Here is a 16994-nt window from a genome sequence, read left to right as displayed (position 1 = left end):
GGGGACAAAATCCCCAAGCCCTCAAAAGGTGAGAGGTGTCTAGTCCCTCGACCTGGTGAGCGGTGCTACAAGTTCGCGTCGGCTCAGGCTTTGAGCGGAACCAGACGCGGGGCAATCATGTTTTCCGGGCGCAGGATGTCGGCGAGCATGGCTTCGTCGAGCAGACCTTCTTCGCGCACCAGTTCCAGCACGCCGCGGCCGCTTTCAAGGGCGATACGGGCGATGCGGGTGGCGTTTTTATAGCCGATGTACGGGTTCAGTGCGGTGACCAGACCGATCGAATGCTCGACCAGTTCGCGGCAGCGCGCTTCGTTGGCGGTGATGCCGACGATGCAGTGCTCGCGCAGCATGTCCATGGCACGTTGCAGCAGGCGGATCGAATCGAGGATCTTGAAGGCGATCAGCGGCTCCATCACGTTCAGTTGCAGCTGGCCGCCTTCGGCTGCCATGGTCAGCGCCAAGTCGTTACCGATGACCTGGAACGCGACCTGGTTCACGGCTTCCGGGATCACCGGGTTGACCTTGCCGGGCATGATCGAGCTGCCTGGCTGACGCGCCGGCAGGTTGATTTCATTGATGCCGGTGCGTGGGCCGCTGGACAGCAGGCGCAGGTCGTTGCAGATCTTCGACAGCTTGACCGCGGTGCGCTTGAGCATGCCGGAGAACAGCACGAAGGCGCCCATGTCGGAGGTCGCTTCGATCAGGTCGGCGGCCGGTACCAGCGGTTGGCCGCTGATCAAAGCCAGACGTTGAACAGCCAGTGCCTGATAACGCGGGTCGGCGTTGATGCCAGTGCCGATCGCGGTGCCGCCGAGGTTGACTTCGGTCAGCAGTTCCGGGGCCAGCGTCTTCAGACGCGCGAGGTCTTCGCCCATGGTGGTGGCGAACGCGCGGAATTCCTGGCCGAGGGTCATCGGCACGGCGTCTTGCAGCTGGGTACGGCCCATTTTCAGGACGTGGTCGAACTCTTTGCCCTTGGCCGCGAACGCCTGAATCAGGCTGTCGAGGCTGGCCAGCAGCGCGTCGTGACCCAGCAGCAGACCCAGACGGATCGCCGTCGGGTAGGCGTCGTTGGTCGACTGCGCCATGTTCACGTCGTCGTTCGGGTGCAGGTACTGGTATTCGCCTTTCTCGTGGCCCATCGCTTCCAGAGCAATGTTGGCGATCACTTCGTTGGCGTTCATGTTGGTGGAAGTACCGGCGCCACCTTGAATCATGTCGACCACGAACTCTTCGTGGTAATCGCCGCGGATCAATCGGGCACAGGCTTCGCTGATGGCAGCGTGCTTGGCTTCGCTCAGGTGACCCAGCTCGCGGTTGGCGTCAGCGGCGGCCTGTTTGACCATCGCCAGGCCCACAACCAGTTTCGGGTAATGCGAAATCGGAACGCCCGAGAGGCGGAAGTTGTTCACCGCTCGCAGGGTCTGGATGCCGTAGTACGCATGGGCCGGTACTTCGAGGGCGCCAAGCAGGTCGGTTTCTGTGCGGAAAGATGCAGCGGAGGACATGATAGAAATCATCTCGATAAGGACCCGGTCTGTGCCGGAACGCTGCGAATGCTAGGCTTGTGGGGATTTTTGGGCCAATGCTGTTCAGCACTGCCCTATGCACATTCGGCATAATGCCCATGTGACGCCGCCCGTGCGGCAGACGTGTGACCTGTTTTGGTGCGTGTCCGGGAGGACGTGATGAATCTGGAAAGCAAATGGCTCGAGGACTTCAGTGCCCTGGCCGCCACCCGCAGCTTCTCGCAGGCGGCCGAACGGCGCTTCGTGACCCAGCCGGCATTCAGTCGGCGGATCCGCAGCCTCGAAGCGGCGCTGGGGCTGACCTTGGTAAATCGCTCGCGCACGCCGGTCGAACTGACGGCGGCGGGGCAGTTGTTTCTGGTGACTGCGCGCACCGTGGTCGAACAACTCGGTGAAGTCCTGCGCCACCTGCATCATCTGGAAGGCGGGCAGGGCGAGGTCATGCAAGTCGCAGCGGCGCACTCGCTGGCGCTGGGCTTTTTCCCGCGCTGGATCGCCCAGTTGCGCAACGAAGGGCTGAACATCGCCACCCGGCTGGTGGCGACCAACGTTGGCGACGCCGTGCACGCTTTGCGTGAAGGTGGCTGCGATCTGATGCTGGCGTTCTACGACCCGGATTCGGCGATGCAGATGGACCCGGAAATCTTCCCGTCGCTGCATTTGGGCCAGACCGAGATGCTGCCGGTGTGCGCGGCAGATCTGGATGGCAAACCGCTGTTCGATCTGGAAGGCGAGGCGAGCGTGCCGTTGCTGGCGTACAGCGCCGGGGCGTTTCTCGGCCGTTCGGTGAATGGATTGTTGCGCCAGCGCCAGTTGCGCTTCACCACGATCTACGAAACCGCGATGGCCGACAGCCTGAAAAGCATGGCCTTGGAAGGCCTCGGCATCGCCTGGGTGCCGCAACTGAGCGTACGCGCTGAGCTGGCCCGCGGTGAACTGGTGGTGTGCGGCGGCCCGCAATGGCATGTGCCGCTGGAGATTCGTTTGTACCGCTGCGCCCTGGTACGCAAGGCCAACGTGCGGTTGCTGTGGCGCAAGCTGGAAGGCGGCGCTGCCCAAAACACTTGACCCCATCGAAGAACCCTGTGGGAGCTGGCTTGCCAGCGATTGCGGTGGTTCAGTCACCCTCTCTTTTTACTGATGCGACGCCATCGCTGGCAAGCCAGCTCCCACAGGGATCGGGGGATGTCTTTTCGCTGACCTCAAGGTCAATAAAACCGGGCGTTTCGCTCATTTGACAGATGGTCGTTTCGGGGGCTGTTTATTGCTTTCTTTGCGGTATACTGCGCGGCCTTCGGCCGGCACGTCCGGCCATTTTTCGTACAATCAAGCCACGCAACCTGCGTGGCTTGTTGTTTTATGACGCGCCTGCGGGCGCTCCAGAGAGAAGAGGCGCGACGATGAGTGCACTGGTTGGCGTGATCATGGGCTCCAAGTCCGATTGGTCCACCCTTAGCCACACCGCCGATATGCTGGAAAAGCTCGGCATCCCGTACGAGGTCAAGGTGGTTTCCGCCCACCGCACCCCGGATCTGCTGTTCCAGTACGCCGAAGAGGCTGAAAGCCGCGGCATCGAGGTGATCATCGCCGGTGCCGGTGGCGCCGCCCACTTGCCAGGCATGTGTGCGGCCAAGACCCACCTGCCGGTGCTGGGCGTGCCGGTGCAGTCGGCCATGCTCTCGGGCGTCGATTCGCTGCTGTCGATCGTGCAGATGCCGGCCGGCATTCCGGTTGCCACCCTGGCCATCGGCAAGGCTGGCGCAATCAATGCCGCCCTGCTCTCGGCGAGCATCCTCGGCGCCAAGCACCCGCAATTTCACGCGGTACTGAAAACCTTCCGTGCCGAGCAGACAGACAGCGTCCTGGACAATCCAGACCCACGTATTGCCTGAGGTTGTTGAGATGAAGATCGGTGTAATCGGTGGCGGCCAGTTGGGTCGCATGTTGGCCCTGGCGGGGACTCCGCTGGGGATGAACTTCGCTTTTCTCGACCCTGCGCCGGACGCCTGTGCGGCCGCGCTGGGCGAACACCTGCGGGCCGATTACGGCGATCAGGATCATCTGCGCCAACTGGCCGATGAAGTCGATCTGGTGACCTTCGAATTCGAAAGCGTCCCGGCCGAAACCGTGGCGTTTCTTTCGCAATTCGTGCCGGTCTACCCGAGCGCCGAAGCCCTGCGCATCGCTCGTGATCGCTGGTTCGAAAAGAGCATGTTCAAGGACCTCGGCATTCCGACCCCGGCCTTCGCCGACATCCAGTCGCAAGCCGATCTGGAAGCCGCCGTCGCTTCGATCGGTCTGCCGGCCGTGCTGAAAACCCGCACCCTGGGTTATGACGGCAAGGGCCAGAAAGTCCTGCGCAAGCCGGAAGATGTTGCCGGTACGTTCGCCGAACTGGGCAGCGTTGCCTGCCTGCTGGAAGGCTTCGTGCCATTCACCGGCGAAGTGTCGCTGATCGCCGTGCGTGCCCGCGATGGCGAAACGAAGTTCTATCCACTGGTGCACAACACCCACGACAGCGGCATTCTCAAGCTGTCGGTGGCCAGCACCGATCACCCGTTGCAGGCGCTGGCGGAAGATTATTCCAGCCGTGTGCTCAAGCACCTCGACTACGTCGGCGTGATGGCTTTCGAGTTCTTCGAAGTCGACGGTGGCCTGAAAGCCAACGAAATCGCCCCGCGCGTGCACAACTCCGGGCACTGGACCACCGAAGGCGCCGAGTGCAGCCAGTTCGAAAACCACCTGCGTGCCGTGGCCGGCCTGCCGCTGGGTTCGACCGCCAAGGTCGGCGAGAGCGCGATGCTCAACTTCATCGGCGTAGTGCCGCCGGTGGAAAAAGTCATCGCCGTCGAAGACTGCCATCTGCATCACTACGGCAAAGCTTTCAAGGCCGGACGCAAGGTCGGCCACGCCAACCTGCGCTGCGCCGACATGGCCACCCTGCAAGCGCAGATCATCAAGGTCGAAGCGCTGATCGCCGAGTAAACCAGTTTCATGTGGCAGCGGCGGAACCATTCAGGGGCCGCCGTTCTCTCATGGCAGGATGCCAAAGTCTGTCTAGGCTTTGGCATATCTACCAAATCAGAGGGAAATGCCATGGGAATTATCGGAACCATCTTTATCGGCTTGATCGTCGGCCTGCTGGCTCGGTTCCTGAAACCGGGCGATGACAGCATGGGTTGGATCATGACCATCCTGCTCGGTATCGGCGGTTCGCTGGCAGCCACCTACGGCGGCCAGGCTCTGGGCATCTATCAGGCGGGCGAGGGCGCGGGTTTCCTCGGCGCACTGGTCGGCGCTGTCGTGTTGCTGGTGATCTACGGTCTGATCAAAAAGAACTGATCGAAAGCGACAAAGCCCTCTCGGCCATCACGGCCGGGAGGGCTAGAATGCACGGCGACTCACCGTCCATTCCTTTGCCTGCCGAGCACCTTCATGCGCCGTCTTCTGTTGACTCTCCTCTTGCTGGGCAGCTATCTCGCCCACGCCGGCGAACTGCCGGAAACCGACTGGCTGGAACTGATGCCCAAGTCGGACCAAAAGGCCCTCGAGGCCATGCCGGAAATCGACCACAACTCCCCCGAAGCCACCGGCACCTTCACCGAGAAAGGCGGGATGAAGCAGGCCAAAGGTCTGCCGGCGGTGATGTATTCGACGAAAACCGTGGCGTCGATGAACGACAAGCACATCCGCATCGGTGGTTACCCGGTGCCGCTGGAGTCCGATGCCAAGGGCCGCAGCACGTTGTTCTTCCTCGTGCCGTATCCGGGCGCCTGCATCCACGTACCGCCACCGCCGCCCAATCAACTGGTGCTGGTGCGATATCCGAAGGGTTTGAAGCTGGACGATATCTACACACCGCTGTGGGTGACCGGCACGCTGAAAATCGAGAAGGTCAGCAATGACCTGGCGGATGCGGCGTATGCGCTGGAGGCGGAGAAAGTGCGGGTGGTGCAGGAGGCTGACCTTTAAAGCAAAAGATCGCAGCCTTCGGCAGCTCCTACAGGGAAAATGCATTCCAAATGTAGGAGCTGCCGAAGGCTGCGATCTTTTGATCTTAAAGCGGTTTGCTGGCGACGCTAACACCCATCGTATGGCGTGCACCCGGCGCCAGGGTCACCAGATCATCCATCACATTCGCCGTTTCGATGCACAGCATGCGCTGCCAGCCATCGTTGTCCATGTCCGGCAGGGCGGCGGCGCGGTCGATCCATGGGTTCCAGATCACCGCAGTGCGCGAGCCGGTAGAGGTCAGCACGATGCGTCGTTCCCAGGTCGGATCAACGATGCTCAATTGCGGCGGAACGTCGAGGTAGATGCGGTCGGTCTCGCCGGCGAAATGCAGATCGCCGCTCTGGCTGGCCGTGTTCCAGTCATCCAGGGTCTCGATGTAATTCAGCCCGGCCACGCCGTCGACATGCACATCACGCACGTCACTCACGGCGAAATAGGTGTGCAGCGCCTGACTCAGCGTGACGGTGTCAGTACCCCGGTTATGGCTGGTCAGGCTGTAATGCAGTTGATCCGCCAGATGCAGGGTCAGGGTCAGATCGACCTCGTGGGGCCAGCCCGGCAGGCCACCTTCCGGGTAGGGCAGCTTGAATTCGACCTTGATGCCGTCAGCCTCTGACTCGATGTTGCCCAATTCCCAGTCCATCGCCCGCACCAGACCGTGCGCGGGGGCCGGCTGCTCGCCGGTGTACATGGCCTGCACGCTGCTCGGGTTGCGTTCGAATTTGCCGAACCACGGCCAGCACACCGGCACGCCGGCGCGGATGCTCTTGCCGGTCTTGAACTCGGCCTTGTCGTTGAGCCAGATGATCGGCGGCTGGCCGTCGATCTGATAACTGAGGATGTGCGCGCCTTGCTGGGCCACCAGCACTTCGGCCTTGCCGTGGCGGATGCGCCAGCAGTTCAGTTCATCCTGTTTCACGGCTTCAACGTTGGGCGTGTTCATGGGCAACTCTCGATCAGACACTGGGGACGACTATCGACCGCAAAACGGCCGCGAGGTTTAACGCGCGCGTGGCGGCACCGAACGGGTGCGACCGCTGCCGTCGATGGCGACGAAAACGAAAACCGCTTCGGTGACCTTGCGCCATTCGCTGGACAGTGGGTCATCGCTCCACACTTCGACCATCATCTGGATCGAGCTGCGGCCGATTTCCAGGGTCTGGGTATAAAAGGACAACTGCGCGCCGACCGCGACCGGGACGAGGAACGCCATGCGGTCGATGGCGACAGTGGCAACGCGGCCACCGGCCACCCGGCTGGCCATGGCAGTGCCGGCCAGATCCATCTGCGCGACCAGCCAGCCGCCGAAAATATCGCCAAAGCCGTTGGTTTCGCGCGGGAGTGCGGTGATTTGCAGGGCCAGGTCGCCCTGTGGGATCGGATCTTCTTGTTCGAGCTCTATCATGCCGAGGGGCCTCTGACCCGTGACTCTTCGTGGGTATTGCGGGTGGTAGCCGTCTTCAAGAAAAACGATTCAACACCGAACACACTGCGTTCGTCACGTTTTCCATCAGGCGCCTAAAGGGAAACTCTGCGAAAAAGGCTAAATCCCGAGCAAAGGACGGGCCAACAACGTTTTCGCACAGCAACCTCTTACAAATCCTGCGCAGGTGGCGAGTATATCGGTCGATAGACCCCGCGACGACCACCCGGTTCTGATTTCGACCGTCAATTACGCGCCTCTATGTGCTTTTTCGAACAATTTGCTATGGTGCCGAACCTGTCCGAGCCACCGCCAGCGTTGTTGTGGCGACAGATTCGACTATAAGAGAAGCCCTTGCCATGACCACAGCGCCTTCGAGCCTCGCGCAGCCCGAGCAACCCGCACGACCGTTGACCCGCAATGACTACAAGACTCTGTCGCTGTCCGCCCTCGGCGGGGCGCTGGAGTTCTACGATTTCATCATCTTCGTCTTCTTCGCCACCGTCGTCGGCAAGCTGTTCTTCCCGGCCGACATGCCCGAGTGGCTGCGGTTGATGCAGACCTTCGGCATCTTTGCTGCCGGCTATCTGGCGCGTCCTTTGGGCGGCATCGTCATGGCGCATTTCGGTGACCTGCTGGGACGCAAGAAAATGTTCACCCTGAGCATTTTCATGATGGCCGTGCCGACGCTGATCATGGGCCTGCTGCCGACCTACGCGCAGATTGGCATCTGGGCGCCGATCCTGTTGCTGCTGATGCGGGTGATCCAGGGTGCGGCGATTGGCGGTGAGGTGCCGGGGGCGTGGGTCTTCGTTTCCGAACACGTACCGCAAAAGCACATCGGTTATGCCTGCGGCACGCTCACCAGCGGCCTGACTGCCGGGATCCTCCTCGGCTCGCTGGTCGCCACGGCAATCAACAGCATTTATACGCCAGCCGAAGTGTCGGATTACGCCTGGCGGATCCCGTTCCTGCTCGGCGGCGTGTTCGGCCTGTTCTCGGTGTACCTGCGCCGCTGGCTGCACGAAACTCCGGTGTTCGCCGAACTGCAACTGCGCAAGGCACTGGCCGAAGAAGTGCCGTTGCGCGCGGTGCTGCGTGATCATCGCGGCGCCATCGCCATCTCGATGCTGCTGACCTGGCTGCTGTCGGCCGGCGTCGTCGTAGTGATCCTGATGACCCCGACCGTGCTGCAAACGGTCTACCACTTCTCGCCGACCACGGCGCTGCAAGCCAACAGCCTGGCCATCGTGTTCCTCAGCCTCGGCTGCATTGGCGCCGGCGCGCTGGCCGATCGCTTCGGCGCCGGCCGCGTCTTCGTCTTTGGCTGCCTGGGCCTGCTGATCAGCTCCTGGACCTTCTACCACAGCCTCGCCGACCACCCGGACTGGCTGTTCCCGCTGTACGCACTGACCGGTTTGCTGGTCGGTACCATCGGCGCGGTGCCGTATGTGATGGTCAAAGCGTTCCCGCCGGTGGTTCGCTTCAGTGGCTTGTCGTTCTCGTACAACGTCGCGTACGCGATCTTCGGTGGCTTGACGCCGATGGTGGTGAGCCTGCTGCTGAAGGAAAGCGCGATGGGGCCTGCCTACTATGTGGCAGTGCTGTGCGGGATGGGGATTCTGGTCGGGGCGTGGCTCTGGAAGAAGGGGCGTTGATTTTCTCTCCCGCCTGATCGTTCCCACGCTCCGCGTGGGAATGCATCCTGTGACGCTCCGCGTCACGTCTCAAATGCGGACGCAGAGCGTCCATGGCGGCGTTCCCACGCAGAGCGTGGGAACGATCTGTTCATCCAGCAAAACCCGATGCTGGCCTTTCATCCAATTGTCATATTTCAGCCATAGAGTGTTCACATGGCCTGCTGATACTTGGCCCCGACTTAACACACCCTATCTGCTAGGAGTAAGGCATGAAACTGAAGCGTTTGATGGCGGCAATGACTTTTGTCGCTGCTGGCGTTGCGACTGCCAACGCGTTCGCCGCTGTTGACCCTGCTATCCCGAGCTACACCAAGACCACTGGTGTGTCGGGCAACCTGTCCAGCGTCGGTTCCGATACCCTGGCCAACCTCATGACCCTGTGGGCCGAGAACTACAAAAAAGAATACCCGAACGTCAACATCCAGATTCAGGCTGCCGGTTCTTCCACCGCGCCACCTGCACTCACCGAAGGCACCGCCAACCTGGGCCCGATGAGCCGCAAGATGAAGGACAACGAGCTGCAGGCTTTCGAACAGAAGTACGGCTACAAGCCGACCGCAATCCCGGTTGCCGTGGATGCCCTGGCGGTGTTCGTGCACAAGGACAACCCGATCAAGCACCTGACCATGGCTCAAGTCGATGCGATCTTCTCCTCGACGCGTCTGTGCGGTGCCAAAGCTGACGTCAAGACCTGGGGCGACCTGGGCGTGACCGGTGACCTGGCCAACAAGCCGGTCCAGCTGTTCGGCCGTAACTCGGTGTCCGGCACCTACGGCTACTTCAAGGAAGAAGCCCTGTGCAAAGGCGACTACAAGCCTAACGTCAACGAACAACCAGGTTCGGCGTCGGTGGTGCAGTCGATCAGCAGCTCGCTTAACGGCGTCGGCTACTCGGGCATCGGCTACAAGACCGCCAGCGTGAAAACCGTCGCTCTGGCCAAGAAAGAAGGCGGCGAGTTCATCGAAGACACCGAAGAAAACGCCCTGAACGGCAAGTATCCGCTGTCGCGCTTCCTCTACGTTTACGTCAACAAAGCCCCGAACAAGCCTCTGGCCCCGCTGGAAGCCGAGTTCGTGAAGCTGGTGCTGTCGAAACAGGGCCAGGAAGTGGTAGTGAAAGACGGCTACATCCCGCTGCCAGCCAAGGTTGCCGCCAAGGCACTGGCTGACCTCGGTCTGCAGGAAGGCGGCGCTGTCGCCAAGAAGTAACACCCTGAGGCCGGCCTGAAGCCGGACTCCTGTGGGAGCGAGCCTGCTCGCGAAGGGGTGGTCACATGCTCTATCGATGTGACTGACCCGACGCCTTGGCGAGCAGACGCGCTCCTGCAACCACCAAATTTTCGACTCCGCTGCCGGACTTCCGGCTGGCGGATTTGCTGCGTCACTGCACTGTCATCTTTCTGTCATACAGGATCGCTAGGGTGTGCGCATGAATGATCTGGCCAATTCCCCAATGACTACGTCTTCCCCTCCCAAGCGCATTGATTTCAATACGCCTGAGCTGCAACGCAAACGCCGCATCCGCGCGCTCAAGGATCGCTTCACCCGCTGGTACGTCCTCGTCGGCGGCCTGGCGGTGCTCGCGGCCATCACCCTGATCTTCTTCTTCCTCGCCTACGTCGTTGCGCCACTGTTTCAAGGCGCCGACCTGACCGCGAAAGACTCGATCACCCCGGCCTGGATGCAGGACGCCGGCAAGCCGCTGATGATCTCGCTCGAAGAGCAGAATCAGGTGGCCATGCGTGTATCCGACAAGGGCCAGGCGCTGTTCTTCGATCTCGACAGTGGCGCTGAATTGAGGCGTGTCGATCTGCCGCTGCCTGCGGGCGCCACCGTGACATCTATCGGCGAAGACCAGCCGGGTCATCCGCTGGTGGCCGTGGGTCTGTCCAACGGTCAGGCGCTGGTGTTCCGTCATACCTATAAGGTCAGCTACCCCGATGGCAAGAAAACCATCAGCCCGGCCATCGAATATCCCTATGGGGAGGCGCCAATTGCGCTGAACGAAAGCGGCGGCGCGTTGGAGCATGTCAGCCTCAATGCCACCGACTCGACGCTGATGCTGGTCGGCTCCACCGGCTCGCAACTCAATGTGCTTTCGCTGACCAGCGAAGAAAACATGATGACCGGCGAAGTCACCAACGAGCAGACGCGCATCGATCTGCCGCAGATGACCGAGCCGGTGAAAAACATCTTCGTCGACCCGCGCCAGCAGTGGCTGTACGTGGTCAACGGTCGTGCCCAGGCCGACGTGTTCAGCCTGCGCGACAAGAGCCTCAACGGGCGCTACAAACTGCTGGAAAACGCTGACGCCCAAGTCACCGCTACCGCGCAGCTGGTCGGCGGTATCTCGCTGATCGTCGGCGATTCCAAGGGCGGTCTGGCCCAGTGGTTCATGGCCCGCGATACCGATGGCGAGCAGCGTCTGAAGCAGATCCGCACCTTCCAGATGGGCACCACGCCGATCGTTGAAATCGCTGCCGAAGAGCGCCGCAAAGGCTTCCTCGCCCTTGATGCCAGCGGCAAGCTCGGCGTGTTCCACAGCACTGCACACCGCATGTTGCTGGTCGATCAGGTGGTTGAAGGCCAGGGCCTGTTCGGTCTGTCGCCGCGCGCCAACCGAGTGATCGTCGAAGCCGGCGGCAAGCTGCAGCCGTTGCTGCTCGACAATCCGCACCCGGAAGTATCGTGGAGCGCGCTGTGGAGCAAGGTCTGGTACGAGAACTACGACGAGCCTAAGTACGTCTGGCAATCGACCGCCGCCAACACCGATTTCGAACCGAAACTGAGCCTCTCGCCGCTGACCTTCGGCACCCTGAAAGCCGCGTTCTACGCCATGCTGCTGGCCGCGCCACTGGCCGTCGCTGCGGCGATCTACACCGCGTACTTCATGGCCCCGGGCATGCGCCGCAAGGTCAAACCGGTGATCGAACTGATGGAAGCGATGCCGACGGTGATCCTCGGTTTCTTCGCCGGCCTGTTCCTCGCGCCGTATGTAGAAGGCCATCTGCCGGGCATCTTCAGTCTGCTGATGTTGCTGCCGATCGGCATTCTGGTCGCCGGTTTCACCTTCAGTCGTCTGCCTGAATCGATCCGCCTGAAAGTCCCGGACGGTTGGGAAAGTGCGCTGCTGATTCCGGTGATCCTGTTTGTGGGCTGGCTGTCGCTGTACATGAGTCCGTTCATGGAGAACTGGTTCTTCGGTGGCGACATGCGCATGTGGATCTCCCACGACCTGGGCATCACCTACGACCAGCGCAACGCTCTGGTGGTCGGTCTGGCCATGGGTTTCGCGGTGATCCCGAACATCTACTCGATCGCCGAAGACGCCGTGTTCAGTGTGCCGCGCGGCCTGACCCTGGGTTCGCTGGCCCTGGGTGCGACGCCGTGGCAGACCATGACCCGCGTGGTGATCCTGACCGCCAGCCCGGGCATTTTCTCGGCGCTGATGATCGGCATGGGCCGTGCGGTCGGCGAAACCATGATCGTGCTGATGGCCACCGGCAACACCCCGGTCATGGAGATGAACCTGTTCGAAGGCCTGCGCACCCTGGCCGCCAACGTCGCGGTGGAAATGCCCGAGTCGGAGGTCGGCGGCAGCCACTACCGCGTGCTGTTCCTCTCGGCGCTGGTGCTGCTGCTGTTCACCTTCGTCATGAACACCCTGGCAGAACTGATTCGTCAGCGTCTGCGCAAGAAATACTCGTCGCTTTAAGCAAAGGTAGAAGTCTGTGAAACAGAACTCCCTGAAAGGATGGTTCAAGAGCGGCGCCCCGGGCGTCTGGATCAGCGGTGGCGCGGTGTCCATCGCGGTCATCATGACCATTGGCCTGTTGGCGGTGATTGCCGTGCGCGGTCTCGGTCACTTCTGGCCGGCGGACCTGATCCACGCCCATTACGACGTACCGGGCCAGGCCAATCACCTGGTGATCGGCGAAGTGGTGCAGAAAGAAGAAGTGCCGCGCGCACGTCTGAAGAGCGCCGGTCTGCCGGTGCCGGACGAAGGTCCGGAATTCATGACCCGCGAGCTGATCAAGGTCGGCAACCGTGACCTGAACGGCAACGACTTCACCTGGATCGTCGGCGAGTGGCTGACCAAGCAGACCACGCCGCCCGAGCTGATGGCGATCGAGCGTCGCGAGTGGGGCAACTTCTACGGCTACCTGGTCAACGTCAAACAGGATGGCAAGGTCATCGCCGAGGGCGAGGCCGCATGGCCTGAACTGCAAGCGCGCATCGATCGGGTGAACAATCTCGCGGCTCAACTGAAGACGCTGGAAAAAACCGACATCGGCGCGATCAACGCCGGTCTTGAACGCATCCGATTGCATGGGCGCAAACTCGAGCTGGAAGGCAAACTCGACGCCACCGCACAAGCGGACATGGAATCCGAGCGCGCCGAGCTGGACGCGCGCTACAAAGACATCGAAGCACGTCTGTCTGATTTGCATGCACAGTTCAACCGCGACGCCTTGACCGCCCGTGACGCCAACGGCAAGGAAATCGAAATCGGTCTGGGCAAAGTCGTGCATGCCTACCAGCCAAACGGCATGAGCACCTTGACCAAGGTTGGTTTCTACTTCAGCAAGATCTGGGAATTCCTCTCCGACGACCCGCGTGAAGCGAACACCGAAGGCGGGATCTTCCCGGCGATCTTCGGCACCGTGATGATGACCCTGATCATGGCGATGATCGTCACCCCGTTCGGCGTGCTGGCAGCGGTGTACCTGCGCGAATACGCCAAGCAGAACACCCTGACCCGGGTCATTCGCATTGCGGTGAACAACCTCGCCGGCGTACCGGCGATCGTTTACGGCGTGTTCGGTCTGGGCTTCTTCGTTTACGTGCTGGGTGGCTCGGTCGACCGCTTGTTCTTCCCTGAAGCTCTGCCGGCGCCGACGTTCGGTACGCCGGGCCTGCTCTGGGCTTCGCTGACCCTCGCGCTGCTGGCCGTGCCGGTGGTGATCGTGGCGACCGAAGAAGGTCTGGCGCGGATTCCCCGCACTGTGCGTGAAGGTTCGTTGGCCCTCGGTGCGACCAAAGCGGAGACGCTGTGGAAAATCGTCATCCCGATGGCCAGCCCGGCCATGATGACCGGGATGATCCTCGCCGTGGCCCGTGCCGCCGGTGAAGTGGCGCCGCTGATGCTGGTGGGTGTGGTGAAACTGGCGCCGTCGCTGCCGGTGGACGGCAACTACCCGTACCTGCACCTGGATCAGAAGATCATGCACCTGGGCTTCCACATCTATGACGTCGGCTTCCAGAGCCCCAACGTCGAAGCAGCCCGCCCGCTGGTATACGCCACCGCGCTGCTGCTGGTGCTGGTGATCGCGACGCTGAACCTGTCGGCGGTGTATATCCGCAACCACCTGCGCGAAAAATACAAAGCACTGGATAGCTAAAGCCATTAGCCACAAGCGGCAAGCTACAAGCCGCTTTTGCTCAAACTTGCAGCTTGCAGCCAGAAGCTTGCAGCTACGAACGGAGTGAGAACCCCATGCAGCACGAAACACACAGCCACGGCATCAACATGTCTGCCCTGGGCCGCGACAAGCAGAGCCTGGACCTGGCGCAGGAAACCGTTGCCATCGAAGTACCGGGCCTGAGCCTGTACTACGGCGAGAAACAGGCACTGTTCGACGTCAGCATGAACATCCCGAAACAGCGCGTGACCGCGTTCATCGGCCCGTCGGGCTGCGGTAAGTCGACGCTGCTGCGTACCTTCAACCGGATGAACGATCTGGTCGACGGCTGCCGTGTCGAGGGCGCGATCAACCTGTACGGCAACAACATCTATCGCAAGGGCGAAGATGTTGCCGAGCTGCGTCGTCGCGTCGGCATGGTGTTCCAGAAACCCAACCCGTTCCCGAAGACCATCTACGAAAACGTGGTCTATGGCCTGCGCATCCAGGGCATCAACAAGAAGCGCATCCTCGACGAAGCCGTTGAATGGGCGTTGAAAGGCGCGGCATTGTGGGACGAGGTCAAAGACCGTCTGCACGACTCGGCCCTCGGCCTGTCCGGCGGTCAGCAACAGCGTCTGGTGATCGCGCGCACCATCGCGGTTGAGCCGGAAGTGCTGCTGCTCGACGAACCGTGCTCCGCTCTGGACCCGATCTCGACGCTGAAAGTCGAAGAGCTGATCTACGAGCTGAAGTCCAAATTCACCATCGTCATCGTTACCCACAACATGCAACAGGCGGCACGGGTGTCCGACTACACCGCGTTCATGTACATGGGCAAACTGGTGGAATTCGGCGACACCGATACCCTGTTCACCAATCCGGCGAAGAAGCAGACCGAAGACTACATCACCGGTCGCTATGGCTGATCGGGGCAGCTGCAAGCCGCAAGCTACAAGCGGCAAGAAAGATGCGGTGCGATATCAGGACTTACACATAACTGCTTGAAGCTTGCAGCTTGAAGCTTGCAACTTTCGCGGAGCGAACAATGATTTCCAAAGAAGGCCTTACCCATCACATTTCCGCGCAGTTCAACGCTGAACTGGAGGAAGTGCGCAGCCACCTCCTTGCCATGGGCGGGCTGGTCGAGAAGCAGGTCAACGACGCGGTCACGGCGCTGATCGAGGCCGACTCCGGCCTGGCTCAGCAGGTCCGTGAGATCGATGACCAGATCAACCAGATGGAACGCAACATCGACGAAGAATGCCTGCGCATTCTCGCCCGTCGTCAGCCGGCAGCCTCCGACCTGCGTTTGATCATCAGCATTTCCAAGTCGGTGATCGACCTTGAGCGTATCGGCGACGAAGCCACCAAGATCGCCCGTCGTGCCATCCAGTTGTGCGAAGAAGGTGAAGCGCCGCGTGGTTACGTCGAGGTTCGTCACATTGGCGACCAGGTGCGCAACATGGTTCGTGATGCGCTTGACGCCTTCGCCCGTTTCGACGCTGATCTGGCCTTGTCGGTGGCGCAGTACGACAAGATCATCGACCGCGAATACAAAACCGCCCTGCGGGAGCTGGCCACCTACATGATGGAAGACCCGCGCTCTATCTCGCGGGTGCTGAGCATCATCTGGGTCCTGCGTTCACTGGAGCGCATCGGCGATCATGCGCGCAACATCTCCGAACTGGTGATCTACCTGGTGCGCGGCACCGACGTGCGCCACATGGGCCTCAAGCGCATGAAAGAAGAAGTTGAAGGCACAAGCGCTGAAACCGCTAATGTTCCGGGCGAAGCTGACGATAAGTAAGATTGCCTGAGAAAAGCGCCCGGCCCTCTGGCCGGGCGTTTTTGTTTCTGCTTTTCGGAGGCAGATACGGATCGGAAAGCGAATTAAAAAGCAGCACCCGCGAACGAAAAGTCCCGGCGTGACTGAAGAGTTTTGGCAATGTGCCATCAGCCAGCGTTATGCTTGCCGGGATTTTAATAGGGGTGTTGGATGAGCAAGATCAGTGTGTTGGTCGTGGACGATGCTTCGTTCATTCGTGACCTGGTGAAAAAGTGCCTGCGTAATTACTTCCCGGGGATCCGCACCGAGGACGCCATCAACGGCAAAAAGGCCCAGGCGATGCTGGCCAAAGAGGCTTTCGACCTGGTGCTGTGCGACTGGGAAATGCCGGAAATGTCCGGCCTCGAACTGCTGACCTGGTGCCGCGAGCAGGACAACCTCAAGACCATGCCGTTCGTCATGGTCACCAGCCGTGGCGACAAGGAAAACGTCGTGCAGGCGATTCAGGCCGGCGTTTCCGGCTACGTCAGCAAGCCGTTCACCAACGAGCAACTGCTGACCAAGGTCAAGCAGGCACTGAACAAGGTCGGCAAGCTCGACACCTTGATGAACAGCGCGCCGACCAAAATGAATTCGGCATTCGGCAACGATTCCCTGAGCGCACTGACCGGCGGCAAGCCGGCCGTGGTCGGCGGCGCTGCGGCCAGGCCTGCCGCTGCCGCTGCTGCACCCGCTCCAGCCGCTGCACCGTCGCGCGGTTTGCTCAACAGCCCGCCAGTTCAGGCGCCCGGTGCATCCAAGGCGCCGGTCGGCGGTCGTGGTCAGGGCCAGTTGCGCCTGCCGAGCGGTACTCAGCAATGCGTGATCAAGGCCCTGAGCATCAAGGAAGCCCTGCTGGTAGTGAAGCGCACCGAAACCCTGCCGCAGATCCTCGACAGCGCCGTGCTCGATCTGGAGCAGGGTGACAACGCCGAGATCGCGCGGCTCAACGGTTACCTGCACGCCATCGTCGCCCACGAGCAGAAAGCCGACAGCGACTGGCTGCAACTGACCTTCCGCTTCGTCGACCAGGATGCGCAGAAGCTCGACTACATCTCGCGCCTGATCGCCCGTGGCACGGCGCAGAAGCATTTCGTAC

Annotated in this window: 15 protein-coding genes; 12 read left to right on the top strand and 3 right to left on the bottom strand. The window is 61.3% G+C overall.

Going from position 1 to position 16994, the window contains the following annotated elements; genetic code table 11:
* Nucleotides 1-83 precede the first annotated feature (83 nt).
* Nucleotides 84-1508 carry an aspartate ammonia-lyase gene (gene aspA, locus F8N49_RS15265; protein WP_016772472.1) on the bottom strand — a complete coding sequence of 475 codons (1425 nt, stop codon included), beginning with the start codon at nucleotides 1506-1508 and terminating at the stop codon, nucleotides 84-86.
* Nucleotides 1509-1688: 180 nt separating this feature from the next.
* Here aspA and F8N49_RS15260 point away from each other — a divergent pair, with 180 nt between their 5' ends.
* From F8N49_RS15260 to F8N49_RS15240, 5 genes are all read left to right on the top strand, one after another.
* Complete coding sequence (locus F8N49_RS15260) at nucleotides 1689-2597, top strand: LysR substrate-binding domain-containing protein (RefSeq protein WP_122748256.1); 909 nt, start codon at nucleotides 1689-1691, stop codon at nucleotides 2595-2597.
* 332 nt (nucleotides 2598-2929) lie between these two features.
* A complete protein-coding gene (purE, locus tag F8N49_RS15255) occupies nucleotides 2930-3421 on the top strand; it encodes a 5-(carboxyamino)imidazole ribonucleotide mutase (protein ID WP_007920220.1) in 492 nt (163 codons plus the stop codon).
* 10 nt (nucleotides 3422-3431) lie between these two features.
* Nucleotides 3432-4514: a 5-(carboxyamino)imidazole ribonucleotide synthase gene (locus tag F8N49_RS15250; protein WP_071171386.1), complete on the top strand. Its 1083-nt coding sequence runs from the start codon at nucleotides 3432-3434 to the stop codon at nucleotides 4512-4514.
* 111 nt (nucleotides 4515-4625) lie between these two features.
* Nucleotides 4626-4871 (top strand): GlsB/YeaQ/YmgE family stress response membrane protein, encoded by a 246-nt coding sequence (locus tag F8N49_RS15245; RefSeq protein ID WP_016772475.1) that lies wholly within the window; start codon nucleotides 4626-4628, stop codon nucleotides 4869-4871.
* 93 nt (nucleotides 4872-4964) lie between these two features.
* A complete protein-coding gene (locus F8N49_RS15240; protein WP_016772476.1) occupies nucleotides 4965-5501 on the top strand; it encodes a DUF3299 domain-containing protein in 537 nt (178 codons plus the stop codon).
* A gap of 85 nt (nucleotides 5502-5586) precedes the next feature.
* On the opposite strand, the gene F8N49_RS15235 is transcribed toward F8N49_RS15240, so the two are convergent.
* Nucleotides 5587-6486 carry a D-hexose-6-phosphate mutarotase gene (locus F8N49_RS15235; RefSeq protein WP_151551847.1) on the bottom strand — a complete coding sequence of 300 codons (900 nt, stop codon included), beginning with the start codon at nucleotides 6484-6486 and terminating at the stop codon, nucleotides 5587-5589.
* A gap of 57 nt (nucleotides 6487-6543) precedes the next feature.
* The gene (locus F8N49_RS15230) at nucleotides 6544-6948 is read right to left on the bottom strand and encodes an acyl-CoA thioesterase (protein WP_003229628.1); all 405 of its coding nucleotides are present in this window, start codon (nucleotides 6946-6948) and stop codon (nucleotides 6544-6546) included.
* Nucleotides 6949-7325: 377 nt separating this feature from the next.
* Between F8N49_RS15230 and F8N49_RS15225 the strand changes: the two genes are divergently transcribed.
* From F8N49_RS15225 to F8N49_RS15195, 7 genes are all read left to right on the top strand, one after another.
* Entirely contained in the window at nucleotides 7326-8624 is a 1299-nt protein-coding gene (locus F8N49_RS15225) for an MFS transporter (RefSeq protein WP_016772479.1), read from the top strand.
* A gap of 251 nt (nucleotides 8625-8875) precedes the next feature.
* A complete protein-coding gene (locus F8N49_RS15220; RefSeq protein ID WP_016772480.1) occupies nucleotides 8876-9874 on the top strand; it encodes a phosphate ABC transporter substrate-binding protein PstS in 999 nt (332 codons plus the stop codon).
* Between the two features lie 220 nt (nucleotides 9875-10094).
* Complete coding sequence (locus F8N49_RS15215) at nucleotides 10095-12380, top strand: ABC transporter permease subunit (protein WP_151551846.1); 2286 nt, start codon at nucleotides 10095-10097, stop codon at nucleotides 12378-12380.
* Between the two features lie 16 nt (nucleotides 12381-12396).
* On the top strand, nucleotides 12397-14067 hold the full coding sequence (gene pstA, locus F8N49_RS15210; protein ID WP_151551845.1) for a phosphate ABC transporter permease PstA: 1671 nt from the start codon (nucleotides 12397-12399) through the stop codon (nucleotides 14065-14067).
* A 95-nt stretch (nucleotides 14068-14162) separates the two neighbouring features.
* Nucleotides 14163-14996 carry a phosphate ABC transporter ATP-binding protein PstB gene (gene pstB, locus F8N49_RS15205; RefSeq protein WP_016772482.1) on the top strand — a complete coding sequence of 278 codons (834 nt, stop codon included), beginning with the start codon at nucleotides 14163-14165 and terminating at the stop codon, nucleotides 14994-14996.
* A gap of 119 nt (nucleotides 14997-15115) precedes the next feature.
* A complete protein-coding gene (gene phoU, locus F8N49_RS15200; protein WP_016772483.1) occupies nucleotides 15116-15877 on the top strand; it encodes a phosphate signaling complex protein PhoU in 762 nt (253 codons plus the stop codon).
* Nucleotides 15878-16066: 189 nt separating this feature from the next.
* Nucleotides 16067-16994: response regulator (locus tag F8N49_RS15195; protein WP_151551844.1), on the top strand; the 928-nt coding region annotated here is incomplete at its 3' end.

It is taken from the genome of Pseudomonas sp. GXM4 (assembly GCF_008923895.1).
Classification (GTDB): Bacteria; Pseudomonadota; Gammaproteobacteria; order Pseudomonadales; family Pseudomonadaceae; genus Aquipseudomonas; species Aquipseudomonas atacamensis.
Note: the sequence above shows the minus strand (reverse complement) of the source record. Positions and strands in the feature narration are given on the sequence as shown.

Coding starts and splice junctions, on each gene's coding strand:
- F8N49_RS15240 (WP_016772476.1), top strand. CDS start 4,965: ATGCGCCGTCTTCTGTTGACTCTCCTCTTGCTGGGCAGCTATCTCGCC.
- F8N49_RS15250 (WP_071171386.1), top strand. CDS start 3,432: ATGAAGATCGGTGTAATCGGTGGCGGCCAGTTGGGTCGCATGTTGGCC.
- purE (WP_007920220.1), top strand. CDS start 2,930: ATGAGTGCACTGGTTGGCGTGATCATGGGCTCCAAGTCCGATTGGTCC.
- F8N49_RS15230 (WP_003229628.1), bottom strand. CDS start 6,948: ATGATAGAGCTCGAACAAGAAGATCCGATCCCACAGGGCGACCTGGCC.
- phoU (WP_016772483.1), top strand. CDS start 15,116: ATGATTTCCAAAGAAGGCCTTACCCATCACATTTCCGCGCAGTTCAAC.
- F8N49_RS15235 (WP_151551847.1), bottom strand. CDS start 6,486: ATGAACACGCCCAACGTTGAAGCCGTGAAACAGGATGAACTGAACTGC.
- pstB (WP_016772482.1), top strand. CDS start 14,163: ATGCAGCACGAAACACACAGCCACGGCATCAACATGTCTGCCCTGGGC.
- F8N49_RS15260 (WP_122748256.1), top strand. CDS start 1,689: ATGAATCTGGAAAGCAAATGGCTCGAGGACTTCAGTGCCCTGGCCGCC.
- F8N49_RS15220 (WP_016772480.1), top strand. CDS start 8,876: ATGAAACTGAAGCGTTTGATGGCGGCAATGACTTTTGTCGCTGCTGGC.
- aspA (WP_016772472.1), bottom strand. CDS start 1,508: ATGTCCTCCGCTGCATCTTTCCGCACAGAAACCGACCTGCTTGGCGCC.
- F8N49_RS15215 (WP_151551846.1), top strand. CDS start 10,095: ATGAATGATCTGGCCAATTCCCCAATGACTACGTCTTCCCCTCCCAAG.
- F8N49_RS15225 (WP_016772479.1), top strand. CDS start 7,326: ATGACCACAGCGCCTTCGAGCCTCGCGCAGCCCGAGCAACCCGCACGA.
- F8N49_RS15245 (WP_016772475.1), top strand. CDS start 4,626: ATGGGAATTATCGGAACCATCTTTATCGGCTTGATCGTCGGCCTGCTG.